Genomic DNA, 12,077 nt, shown 5'->3' with positions numbered 1-12,077 from the left:
GCCGCATTCGACGACATGGCAGAATCATCGCCCGGCGGCAACCGAGTTCACCTACAATTGCCACCGGATCGAAAGACACAGAAAGACATAGCTTTTTAGGAAGTCGTTATGACAGCTATCGATCGAACGGGGGCAATCGCGGCCTTCAGGACCTACACCGATGCCTACGATGCCGCCAATCCGCGTATCGCGCTCAAAATCGAGCATACGTACCACGTTGCCGAGGCATGCGATGCCGTGGCACGTGAGCAGGGCTGGTCACCGCAGGACATTGACCTGGCGTGGCTTTGTGGGCTGTTGCACGATATGGGCCGCTTTGAGCAGCTGCGACGCTGGGACACGTTTAAGGATGCCGAGAGCATGAGCCATGCGAAGTTGGGCCTCGAGGTCCTCTTTGGCAAAAACCCTGCAGACGCGCCCGCGGCAACAGGTATCCGCGACTTTATCGACAGCCCGGCAGAAGACGAGCTCATCCGCGCGAGCATCGCCTATCACAGTGACTTTCGCCTGCCGGCACAACTCGACGAGCGTACACGGTGCTTCTGCGATATCGTGCGCGATGGCGACAAAATCGACATTATGCGCACCATCGCCGACAGCACCGTCGACACCATCCTCAAGGTGGATGAGGACGCATTTCTCGCCAGCCACTTCTCGGCGCCGACGTTGGCCGCCTTTGACGAGCACCGCTGCGTCGCACGTGATGAACGCGACGAGCTCGCGGACTACCTGGTAGGACTCATCTGCTTTATGTTTGAGCTCGTCTATCCGGCGAGCCGCGCGCTGGCGCGCGAGCAGGGCGATATCTACCGCCTGCTCGACGCGCCCTTTGGTATTACGCAGCCCTTTACCGACCCCGCCACACAGGCAACCTGGAGCCGTCTTAAGGAAGAGATGCGCGACTGGCTGGTGCGCGCCTAGCGCTCAAGCTGGGCTAGCAGCTCCTCGACGACCTCGACGGCATCACCGACAACCTTGTACTGGGCAGCACCAAAGATGGGGGCATCCGGGTCCTCGTTGATGGCGATAATGCATTCCGCCCCACCGATGCCGGCAAGATGCTGGATGGCGCCCGAAACACCGATACTCACAAGAATCTTGGGCGAAACCGATACGCCCGTCTGGCCAATCTGATGGCGATACTCCAACCAGCCGGCCTCCACGACAGGTCGCGTGCAGCCAAGCTCGGCTCCCAGAGCCTCGGCGAGCCTTCGCATCAGCGGCAGGTTTTTCTTGGAACCAATGCCGCGACCTACCACGACCAGGCGCTCGGCATCGGCGATTGAAGCCTGCTGTCCCCACTCCTCGGCGGGAATCGAGATCTCGACACGAGCCTTAGCATCATCCGCAAGTGCTATCTGGGTGATCGTGCCGGAGCGGCCGTAGTCAAAGTCGGGCGCCTTAAAGATGCCGGGGCGCACCGTTGCCATCTGGGGACGATGATTGGGGCAGACGATGGTGGCCATCAGGTTGCCGCCAAACGCCGGACGCGTCTGTTGCAGCAGCCCCGTCTCCGTATCCATCGAAAGCACGGTGCAGTCAGCCGTAAGGCCCGTCTGCAAACGCACGGCAACGCCGGGTGCCAGTTCGCGGCCAAAGGCGGTCGCTCCGTACAGAATGGCCTCGGGCTTGCGCTCTGCCACCAAATCGCAGATGAGGCGAGCATAGACCTCCACATCGTTCTGGCGCAGACGCTCGTCGCGACAGATCAGGACCTCGTCCGCACCGGCGCAAACCAGATGCTCCAGGTCACCGAGAGAACCCTCGGGGCCCATGCCGACCAGCGCCACCAGGCGACAGCCGCGTGTATCCGCAAGCTCGCGGCCCTTGCCCATGAGCTCGAAGGCAACGGGAGCCACCGTATCGTGCTCGTCGGTCTGCGCGAATACCCAAATGTCTCGATATGCATCGAGGTCAACCGCGCCGGCGGCCTCGTCGCGCTCGATCGAAATGGCATTGACGGGGCAAGCGTCGACGCACCCGCCGCATAGGATGCAGCCGTCGGTTACGCGGGCGCAACGGTTGGGCCGCTCGCCTTCCACTACGATGCCGCCCGAGGCACAGGCGCGAACGCAGCGACCACAGCCGATACAGGCTTCGCTATCGATAATCAGTCCGCTCATCTATGCCATCCCCTCGATAATCTTGGCAAGTTTCGCCGCCTGCTCGGACGCCGTTCCGTCAACGGCCTCGCACGTTTGGTCGCGGTCGGGCACAAACGATCGCACGACCTGTGTCGGCGAGCCGGCAAGACCGCAGCGCGCGGGGTCGGCGTTCACGTCGGCAGCGTTGACCACGCGCACGTCCGCCTCCTCGGCCGCACGAATACCGGCGATACTCGGCATGCGCAGTTGGCCAATCTCCTTGGCAGTCGTCATCGCGCACGGCATCTCAAGATAGACCGTCTCCTCGCCGGCATCGCAGCCGTGAACAAGCGCCAGTGAACCACAGGTCGTAAAGCCCGCACTCTGCACGCAGCTCACGTCGGTCACGCAGGGAATCTCGAAGGCACCGGCAAGCTCGGGACCAATCTGGGCCGTATCGCCGTCCACCGCCATCTTGCCGCAGATGAGCAGGTCGAAGTCCTCGTCGAGCGCCTCGATGCCGCACTTGAGGGCATAGGTGGTTGCCAGGGTATCGGCACCTGCAAAGGCGCGATCGGTTAGCAGCAGTGCGTCATCGGCGCCTCGGGCGATGCAGTCGCGCAATAGCGATTCAGTCGCGGGGATGCCCATCGACACCACCGTTACGCGCACGTCCATGCCAAAGCCGATAAAGTCGTCCTTCAGCGCCAGCGCGCATTCCAAAGCGCTCGCGTCAAAGGGATTAATGACCGCCTGCTTGCCATCGCGCACGATGGTATTGGTCTTGGGGTCCATCTTGACCTCGGTGCTGCCCGGCACCGCCTTGACGCACACCACCATATGGAAATCGCTCATCTTCACGCGCCCCCTTTCTGGACGAGCTCATCCAAGAGCTGCTCCGAAAACAGGTTACCGCGGCCCAGCTGCCCGGCAGGATCGAGCTGGAGCTTGAGCCGCGCCGACTCGACCATGGCCTCGTGACCGTACATCGTCTCCAAGAAGCCCGCCTTGATCTTGCCGACGCCGTGTTCGGCGGAGACGGCGCCGCCCATGGCCGTGACCTCGGAAGCCCACTGGGCAAAGAGCTCTTCGCCGCGGCGGTAATCCTGCGCATCGCGCGGCAGAATGTTCACATGCAGATGGTTGTTACCGATGTGCCCCCAGGCGGCAGATTCAAGCCCACTTTCGGCCAACGTGCGGCGATAAAGGGCGATGACATCGGCCAAGTGTGCGTTGGGCACCGACATATCCGACCCCAGCTTGGTAATGGTGGGGTCCGTGCGGCGACGCTCGTCGATGAGCATGTTGACGCTCTCGGGCACCGCATGGCGGAAGAATCGCTGACACTCGCGATCGACCTCGGTGCGCGCGACCCATGTCGCATCGTCGCTGCCGCCCGCAAGCTCCAGTACCCACCCCAAGTGATACAGCTCCTCAGTCGCCTGGGCTTCGTCGTCGCAGTCGAGCTCCACGTAGACACAGACCTTGGCGTCTTTGTCGAGCGCCGGCAGCGAGGCGAACGCAGTCGACTGCTCGCGCTGACGACGCAGGATATCCAGGGCGCCCGCATCGAAATATTCGATGGCAGCCGCGTGGGACAGGACGGGACGTACAGAATCGGTGAAGGACACGGCCTTGTCTTCGCTGTCAAAGAAGCAGCTCACGCCCCAAACGACCGCAGGCGCCGCCTGCAGGGCAATCTCGAGCTCGGTGATGACGCCGAGTGTTCCACACGCACCGATAAACAGATCGATGGCATCCATATCGTCAGCAACGAAATAGCCCGAAGCATTTTTGGTCTTGGGCATGGTGTAGTCGGGAAGGTCGAGCTCGAGCGTGCGGCCCTGCACCGTGACGAGCGAAAGGCGACGACCCTGTGCAAAAACCTCGCCACGGTGAAGCTCGAGCAGGTCGCCATCGGTCAGCACGACATGAAGGCCCGTGACGTGAGGGCGCATGGGGCCGTAAGCGTAGCTACGGGCGCCGGAAGCGTTGCATGCCGCCATACCGCCCAGGCAGGCAGATGCCTCGGTGGGATCGGTAGGAAAGAATTGCTCGGGAGCTTCCTGGAACTCCTCGTAGGCCTCAAGCGATGCCTGGTCCCAGCCGGCAGTCGGCAGCACTTTCTTGCCCAGTTGCTTGCGCAGCTCAGACAGCACGACGCCGGGCGCCACGCGCAGAAGAAAGCGGCCCTGCTCATCGCGGCGAATGCCTAGGTAGCGATTCATGCGGGAAGTATTGAGAATGTGACCGCCATGAGGCACGGCGCCGGCGGCAAGACCGGTCCGGGCGCCCTGAACCGTCACCGGGACACGCTCGGCATGGAGCTTTTCCATAATGGCGCGGACCTCGTCCTCCGTTGTCGGAAACGAGATGCTCGAGGCCTCGCCCGATGTGCGAGACTCATCGCGACCATACTCTTCGAACTCGTCGGTGAAGGGTTTGATGGTTGCAGACACGCGAACTCCCCCTTTAGCTAACTACAGTGTTTGCAGGGAAATGTTACCGCATCGTTTCACCGACATGTTCGAGACCGTCTCCATAATTGACGTTTTTAACGTTCGCGCAATTCGGCGAACGGCGGAATTTTCGAGACAAGCGACGCTTTTGCCACACGTTGCCGCGCAGCCACAACATGTGCATTTATCAGTCAAAAATAGTTGAGATTTTTTTCACATGCTTTTACCTGCGGGGATATCGGCTCGTCAAGCAATTGGTTAGTTATTGGGCAAGTTGCGGCTGATACGGTCGGCATCGACAGCCAAACCAATAGGAGTTTTGGCCCCAGAGCAGGGAGGTTTCCATGGCATATCACTGGCCCCAATACGGTTTCGCCATCGAAGTCGATGACGACCCCTATCTCTTGCCTTTCGACGAAGATGCATTTCCAGGTACGGAGGTCTACCACGTCACCACCGATGTGATCTGCGACCCCGAGTCGTTCTCGGCGCTCGCCCACCACATCGCGCGTATCCACAACATCGAGCTCCCTCACGACTTCGACGAGCTCATCTACTCGCGCCGCCTGATGCTTCACATGCTCTTTGGAGCGGACCCGTCCACGTTCGCACGTGTCTACACCACCAAGGACGCCGCATGAGTGCGAAGAAGCCGCCCCGCCTTGCAGGACTGGGACGTCGCAAGAAACTCGTCGTTGTCTGCCTGGCTGTCGTCTGCGCCCTCATCGCCGTAGGGCTATACGCCTGGCAGTCGCAGCCCGTGCCCGAAGCGGGCGCCTCAGTCACGACGGCAGAAGGTAAATCGCGCCAAGAAATCCAGGATGAGCTCGACGCCATCGTCCGCGACAACATGATGACGATCTCGGTCGCGCCGGTCGTACAGTTGCAGGAAGGCGGCAAGTTGCGCGTCAACGTGCAAAACGTCCAAGACAACAAGTTTCCCCAGCGCTTCCGCGTGATTCAAAACGACGAGACCATCTATGAGTCCGGTGTGGTCGAAGCCGGCAAGACGGTTGAGACCTGCCCCGCCGGCGATATCCAAGAAGGCGAGGCATATATCGAGATTCAGGCACTCGATGCCAAGACCTACGACACCCACGGCAATCCGACGCGCGTCAAAGTGCGGGTGGCACAGGCAGAAGGCTAGTGGCCGACGCGCTCGCAGGGGCAGCACCCTGTCCCCATTCGTCCAACCATCACGGAAACAGTCCGTGACGAGCAGAAAGGATCGATTATGAACACACCCATGAACCTGAGCGGAGCCAGGGCACTCGCCGTGGGCGCAGGGCTTACGCTCGCACTTGCGATGGGCGCCGCGCCAACGGCGGCCATGGCAGAGGTGCGCGTTGGAACCACCGATGTGACGGTGAAGGCCGACATTAGCAATGTTTCGTTTAAGGCGCCAACGGTCATCCCCTTTGCCGCCAAAGCCGACGGAACGCTTGTAGGACCCTCCGACAATACGATTACCATCGACAACCTCTCGGCATATGGCATCCACGTCACCAACATGAAGGTCACGGCCAAGAACGACTGGACAATCGTTGCAGACGCAAAGACGGGCTCGGCCCAGAACTCCATCGATTTTAAGGTTGGCCCCGATGAGGCAGAACAGGATGCCAGCTCGGCGACTCAGACTACGGGCCTCGATCTTTCCAAAGACGCAAGCTTCGACATGAAGTACAAGGACATTGCCGACGGAACGGACAAAATTAGGCTCAATGTGAGTGGCCACGTCGCCCGCGTCACGCGTGACATCTACCACGCCACCGGTACGGGAGATCAAGTGGCAAGCATCACCTGGACGGTCGAGCCCGGTGCGCACGCCACGTCCTAAGGCGATTGCACTGGCCGCCATCGTCAGCATCTTGGCGTCCGCACCCGCAATGGCCTTTGCTCAACAAGAGCAAGCGCAGGCAGCCACAGAAGTGACCGTCGATCTTTCGGGCCTTAATCGCGGCAGCTGTCACGAGCCGCTCGTCCAGACGAGCGACACCCGGCAACTCATTGCGGTAGGCGTCGCCACGGTGGGAGCAGGACTGACGTGCCTTGGCCTGCACATCAAACGCAACCAATAGCCAAGCACGACCGGAGTACGCGGAATAGATAGGAGAACCATGGCACCCAAAAACCTTTTGCCCGTTGCCGCGCTCTGCAGCGCACTGGCGAGCGGTACGCCTCTCGCCGCTTGGGCGACGCCCGCCACGGCAAGCTCCTTACCGCAAGCTCTGAACCCCGCGTCGAATTCGTCGGGTATCGTCGCCTGCCAACGTTTTTCGCTCGCACATGCCACGGTCCGAACCTCGGGATGCCTTCACCGCAATACGGTCGACTCGATAGTCGTGGATATCAAGCGACCGGACAAGGAGAACGGCCCCCAGACAGGTTGCGCCATCTGCACATGGAAATCGGCTGCAGTCGACGCCGATGGCGACCCATGCGACTTAGAGCTGCGCATCGATATTGCCTCGGTCGATGACTCGGCGAACGGGGCAAAGGTCGTCTTCGACAGCGCGGGCCATGAAGAAGAAGGGGGTGTATGCCTGGGCTGCGTTCCCTCGAATGCCGATGGCGCGCAGCCCATCATCTCCTTTACGGCGTCGCTGCGGCTGACCAAGGCGGACACCGAAGCCATCGCAACGGGAGATGCGCCTTTGCTGTTCTACGCTGGCGACGCGGACGACCAAAAGGCTCAGAGCACCAGGCAGAAGGGCTCGCTTAACCTCACGCGCGGATCAGAACCCGCCCCCATCAATATCGATGCCCAGGAGCCGGGCGTGCAGCGCATTCTCGCCGATCCGGCGCTGCTCCAAATGACGTGGCACGGAGTGGGGTCCGTCGAGATTGCCGCTCCTATATCGAGCGATAATGACAAATCCCCCAAAGACGAGGTCGCAGACGCACCGGCACATGTTGACGATGCATCATCAGAAGACAACGCTGCGGTTCCTCTCGAGAAGCCAAGCGGCAGCGCCACCGAACTAGGCGATTCCCAACCGAAAGAGAGCCTGGACTTTGCTGCTCCCCCAGGTGTCGACGAAGGCAACTGTTGCATGATGGTCGCGCTCGACCACACGGAAACCGTCGATGCTGCAAGCATTGAGCCAGTCGCTGCCAATGCGCCCCGCCGCAAAAATATCCTCATCGCATTCCCCAACACCGTCGAGCTCGTCTTTTTGCCTTCGGGCGAAGTCGTCGCGCCTACGGCACTTACAGCAGTGGGAGCTAAGAGCGCATCGAACGATATCCAAGCCATCTCGGCACTTGATGCCACAACGACCGCCAAGTTACACCTTTATTCCGTTGCAGCAGACGGAACGCGAACCGAAGAATTCGACGGAACCAAGCTTTTGGTTCCTCGTCGCATCGGTATCCAAGAAGACGTCCCCTATCAAATGGAACTTGAAGGGTTCGATCGCGCACGAGATGCCGACATCATTGCCGCAGCCATCGAATCCCCACAGCACCTCATGACGCTGCGCTTCGACTTTAGCCCCATCCTGTCCTAGACCGCTAACTGCCGCTTGGCTCGGATACTGAGCGCCCCTCCCCGTTCTGCTACGATTGCCGCGTTGGCATCAATTACAGGAGGGTTCATGCCGGGTTTAGGAACGATCATCAACGTCGCACTTTTGATCGCGGGCGGTCTGCTTGGCCTTATGGGTGGGCGCTTCATTACGCCTCGCATCCAAGACACGCTCATGAAGGCGTCGGGGTTGTGTGTTCTGTTTATCGGCTTGGGCGGCACCATGCAAAAGATGCTCGTTATCGATGGAGAGGCGTTGGCGACCACCGGCACCACCATGCTTATCGTCTCATTTGCCCTCGGTTCGCTCATCGGCGAGGCCATCAACCTGGAGGCCGCCATCGAGAACCTCGGCGAATGGCTCAAGCGCAAAACCGGCAGCGAAGGCGACAACGAGTTCACCAACGCCTTTGTCTCGGCATCGCTCACCGTGTGCATCGGTGCCATGGCCATCGTAGGATCGATTCAGGACGGTCTGCTCGGCGACTGGTCCACGCTTGCCCTGAAGGGCGCGCTGGACTGCATCATCGTCTGCACCATGACGGCCTCGCTTGGCCGCGGCTGCATCTTCTCGGCCCTGCCCGTTGCCGTATTCCAGGGCACGATCACGCTTTTTGCCGGCGCACTCTCCCCCATCATGACCACCGCAGCCCTCGACAGCCTTTCGCTTGTGGGCTCTATGCTCATCTTCTGTGTTGGGGTTAACCTTATTCGACCTCAGACCTTCCGCACGGCCAACATGCTCCCCTCCGTCGTCGTGGCGGTCATCTACGCCCTCTTGTTCTAAATCTATCTACGTAGCGATATCTCGAACACCTGTTTGATGCTGTGCTATGATATGAGGTCACCGAAGCTGCGTTAGGAGAGGAGAAGCGGTGGCCGACCAGGACATCAAGATGCTCATCGAGCGCATTATGGCCGAGGCCCGGACCCATCAGTCCGCCCGCTTCTCAAACGAAATCTATGCTGACGAGCCGATTCTCAAGACCGGTCGACAGATGCAGAACTTCCTCCCCGACCAGTACCGCAAGATGCGCGAGATATCACGCTGGCAAGATGATCCCAAAGGCGGCGCGGGACGTTGGCTATCGGAGGCGGAGCTCTTTTACCGCCAAGGCCTGCTGATGGCCGACTTCGAGGACGATTGTCCCTACAACGGCACCTTTAAGTCGTACTTTCCCACCTACAATGCCATGAGCGATCGACAGTTGCGCGGCTACTTTACCTGGCGTGCCCAAGTGCGCCGCGGAACTGTCGAGGAAACGTCTACGTCCTTTGCCTTCCTGTATCTCTATGAGCTGATCTGCGGCATTGGCGTAGATGACCCACTCGATGGCTTTAGCAAGATCAAGGCCTTTTGGAACGCCTATCGTACCTTCGAGCCCGGCATCGACCGGTTTGCACGCGTGTGGTTGCAAGATTACGCCGTTTTCCACGGGCTCGACCCCAAACTGCTTCGCGACTCTAAAACCGTCATGTTCGATAACGCCCTTATCGAGCTGCGGCGCGCGGCTCGAGACCTTGCACCTGCACCGACGCCGTCGGATCTGCCGCCTGCGCGTCGTAAGACCTCCGAGCCTACGCTCCCCCTCCCGCCCGACGAGGCGGGCGAGGAGCGACTCATGGCCGCTATCAACGCCCTCTCCACGTATAACCTCGATAACTCTAGACTCGATCGCAGCCACCATCGCGACCTACGCCACGTGGCATGTGCCGTGTACGTCCGCATGGCGCGCTACTATGACACGCATCGAAAGACCGGTATCGTGGCGAGCTTGTTTGGGGAGGAGACGGCCATGCCCTATACCATGTTTGCCTCGGCCGTGTTCTTTGCGCCCGAGCGCCACGAGGACTGCGAATACCGTCTTGACCCCATCCATATCTACCGCTGCCAAAACGGTTTTTGGGAATGCATGCGAATTCACGGCAGTAGGCAAAAGAGCAGCAAGCTTGGTGAGATGATGCGCGCCTGCGACCAACGTCTGCGCCTGGCCCTAGCCCCCGCCCACCCCCTGAAGGAGGAGAAGGTCCCCAAATATCTGGCCAAAATCATCGATGACGAGATTGTGGCATGGCTTTCGTGGGATGCCGCACACCAGCCCGTCAAGATCGATATCGATTTGAGCCAGCTGGGGCACATTCGGAGCGCCGCCGCGCAAACGCGTGAAGCGCTTTTGATTGATGAGGAGCGCGAGGACGGTACGCCCGTGGAAGCCGAGGCAACGCTTATCGAGCAGCCGGGCCGCGAGTCTGCGCCCGGCATGACTGCCGAACCTGGCGAGATGACCATTCAGCAAGACGAATCCGACGAGCCGACTGTCTCCGCCGAAGAGTTTGGCGTCATGGCACCGCTCCTCGTGTCTGCGCCCGCACCCGTAACGCCCGCGTCTGCCGAAGCTACGAACAAACTCGCGCCCGCCGAAGATGCCTTTCTTCGCGCACTCCTCGAGCAAAACACAGCGCAAGCGACATCGGCAGTGGAGAGGTCGGGCCAGAGCGAGGATATGCTCGTCGACAGCATCAACGAGACGCTCTTTGACCTGGTGGGAGACACCGTTATCGAGTTCGGCGCGGCAGGACCGCAAATTATCGAGGATTACGAAGCAGACGTGAGAGGATACCTAGACCATGAGTGATACCGCATCCGCAGCACCCCGCGTGCCCAAGCGCGTCGCTGCCGTCATTCTCAACTCACTCAAGGGCGGTGTGGTCCCGCGCATCGGCCTTCCCTATATCACCGTAGGGCGCGAGGTCGAGATCCGCGCCCTGCTCACCGATTTGAGTCTCATCGCCGACGGTGGCGCGAGCTTCCGGTTTCTGGTCGGTCGCTACGGCGCAGGCAAGAGCTTTTTGCTCCAGACCATCCGCACGCACGCCATGGGCGAGGGGTTCGTCGTCGCCGATGCCGACCTGTCGCCCGAGCGCCGCCTGCAGGGCGGTCAGGGGCAGGGCCTTGCCACCTACCGTGAGCTCATCCGCAACATATCGACCAAGACGCGCCCCGAGGGCGGTGCGCTCAACCTTATTCTGGATCGCTGGGTCGCCTCGTGTGCCGACGTCGACGAGTCGGTCGTCAATGCCCAACTGGCCCCGCTCGAGGAGATGGTCCACGGCTTCGACTTCGCCCGCATGCTCCGCCGCTACCGCACGGCCGTATCCGAGGGCGATGAAGAGGCCATGAGCCGCATAACCAAATGGATCCGCGGCGAATACCGCACCAAGAGCGAGGCTCGCGCCGAACTGGGTTCCTCAACCATCATCAGCGATGACGACTGGTACGACTACGTTAAGCTCATTGCGCGCTTTTTGGTCTGCAGCGGCTACAAGGGCATGCTGGTGCTCATCGACGAACTCGTGAATCTGTATAAGATTCCCAACGCGATCACGCGCCAATACAACTACGAGAAGATCCTGACCATGTACAACGACACGCTCCAGGGCAAGGCGCAGTACCTGGGCATGATCATGGGCGGCACGCCAACCTCCATCGAAGACCGCCGCCGCGGCGTGTTCTCCTACGAGGCCCTGCGCAGCCGACTCGCTCAGGGCCGCTTTGCACGCGAGGACCTTAAAGACATGCTCGCGCCCATCATCCGTCTGCAGCCACTCACCTACGAAGAGTTGCTGGTGCTGATCGAAAAACTCATGCAAATTCACGCCGGCTACTTTGGCTGGACGCCCACGCTTACCGAGAACGACCTGGTGGACTTCCTCAAGATTGAGTTCGGTCGCGTGGGAGCCGACACGCATCTGACGCCGCGCGAAGTCATTCGTGACTTTATCGAGCTGCTCGACATCCTATGCCAAAACCCCAACGCCAACGTGGCCGAGCTGCTGCAAAGCGTCGGCGGTGACGCGCCAGCAGCCGCAACAGACGACACCGGCACCGCAGGCGCCGACCGCAACTTCGCCGAATTCGCCATCTAACCTGCCAAAAAGGGACAGGTTTATTTTGGCAGGTTTTATCTGGGCAAACATTGAAGCAGTCATGCAGCAAGCCACTGCCCG

General features: G+C 60.5%; 12 protein-coding genes. 9 read left to right on the top strand and 3 right to left on the bottom strand.

The genetic code is table 11. From position 1 onward, the window contains the following. The first annotated feature begins 108 nt into the window (after positions 1-108). Positions 109-921 carry an HD domain-containing protein gene (locus tag ACTQ40_RS06140; protein WP_441563616.1) on the top strand — a complete coding sequence of 271 codons (813 nt, stop codon included), beginning with the start codon at positions 109-111 and terminating at the stop codon, positions 919-921. Here ACTQ40_RS06140 and ACTQ40_RS06135 read toward each other — a convergent pair. The 3 genes from ACTQ40_RS06135 to ACTQ40_RS06125 are packed head-to-tail and all read right to left on the bottom strand — an operon-like array spanning position 918 to position 4,543. Further along, a complete protein-coding gene (locus ACTQ40_RS06135) occupies positions 918-2,123 on the bottom strand; it encodes an FAD-binding protein (RefSeq protein WP_441042119.1) in 1,206 nt (401 codons plus the stop codon). The genes ACTQ40_RS06140 and ACTQ40_RS06135 overlap by 4 nt on opposite strands. Further along, positions 2,124-2,939 carry an electron transfer flavoprotein subunit beta/FixA family protein gene (locus tag ACTQ40_RS06130; protein WP_154517150.1) on the bottom strand — a complete coding sequence of 272 codons (816 nt, stop codon included), beginning with the start codon at positions 2,937-2,939 and terminating at the stop codon, positions 2,124-2,126. 2 nt (positions 2,940-2,941) lie between these two features. After that, positions 2,942-4,543 (bottom strand): FAD-binding oxidoreductase, encoded by a 1,602-nt coding sequence (locus ACTQ40_RS06125; protein ID WP_441563615.1) that lies wholly within the window; start codon positions 4,541-4,543, stop codon positions 2,942-2,944. A gap of 344 nt (positions 4,544-4,887) precedes the next feature. Here ACTQ40_RS06125 and ACTQ40_RS06120 point away from each other — a divergent pair, with 344 nt between their 5' ends. The 8 genes from ACTQ40_RS06120 (at position 4,888) to ACTQ40_RS06085 (ending at position 11,996) form a co-directional block, all read left to right on the top strand. Further along, positions 4,888-5,184: a hypothetical protein gene (locus ACTQ40_RS06120; protein ID WP_441563614.1), complete on the top strand. Its 297-nt coding sequence runs from the start codon at positions 4,888-4,890 to the stop codon at positions 5,182-5,184. Continuing rightward, on the top strand, positions 5,181-5,690 hold the full coding sequence (locus ACTQ40_RS06115; protein WP_441563613.1) for a hypothetical protein: 510 nt from the start codon (positions 5,181-5,183) through the stop codon (positions 5,688-5,690). Before ACTQ40_RS06120 ends, ACTQ40_RS06115 begins: the two co-directional genes overlap by 4 nt. Before the next feature lie 87 nt (positions 5,691-5,777). Beyond that, positions 5,778-6,380 (top strand): hypothetical protein, encoded by a 603-nt coding sequence (locus tag ACTQ40_RS06110; RefSeq protein WP_441563612.1) that lies wholly within the window; start codon positions 5,778-5,780, stop codon positions 6,378-6,380. After that, on the top strand, positions 6,361-6,621 hold the full coding sequence (locus ACTQ40_RS06105) for a hypothetical protein (RefSeq protein WP_441563611.1): 261 nt from the start codon (positions 6,361-6,363) through the stop codon (positions 6,619-6,621). Before ACTQ40_RS06110 ends, ACTQ40_RS06105 begins: the two co-directional genes overlap by 20 nt. 39 nt (positions 6,622-6,660) lie before the next feature. Beyond that, entirely contained in the window at positions 6,661-8,052 is a 1,392-nt protein-coding gene (locus ACTQ40_RS06100; RefSeq protein ID WP_441563610.1) for a hypothetical protein, read from the top strand. An 87-nt stretch (positions 8,053-8,139) separates the two neighbouring features. Beyond that, positions 8,140-8,856 carry a DUF554 domain-containing protein gene (locus ACTQ40_RS06095; RefSeq protein WP_154517132.1) on the top strand — a complete coding sequence of 239 codons (717 nt, stop codon included), beginning with the start codon at positions 8,140-8,142 and terminating at the stop codon, positions 8,854-8,856. Positions 8,857-8,944: 88 nt separating this feature from the next. Continuing rightward, the gene (locus tag ACTQ40_RS06090) at positions 8,945-10,705 is read left to right on the top strand and encodes a TerB N-terminal domain-containing protein (protein WP_441563609.1); all 1,761 of its coding nucleotides are present in this window, start codon (positions 8,945-8,947) and stop codon (positions 10,703-10,705) included. Then, on the top strand, positions 10,698-11,996 hold the full coding sequence (locus ACTQ40_RS06085) for an ATP-binding protein (protein ID WP_441063725.1): 1,299 nt from the start codon (positions 10,698-10,700) through the stop codon (positions 11,994-11,996). Before ACTQ40_RS06090 ends, ACTQ40_RS06085 begins: the two co-directional genes overlap by 8 nt. Positions 11,997-12,077 lie beyond the last annotated feature (81 nt).

Origin of the sequence: Collinsella sp. Sow4_D11, from assembly GCF_052116465.1 — a bacterium.
Classification (GTDB): Bacteria; Actinomycetota; Coriobacteriia; order Coriobacteriales; family Coriobacteriaceae; genus Collinsella.
The sequence above is the reverse complement of the archived record's forward strand: the minus strand, read 5'-3'. Positions and strand labels throughout refer to the sequence as shown.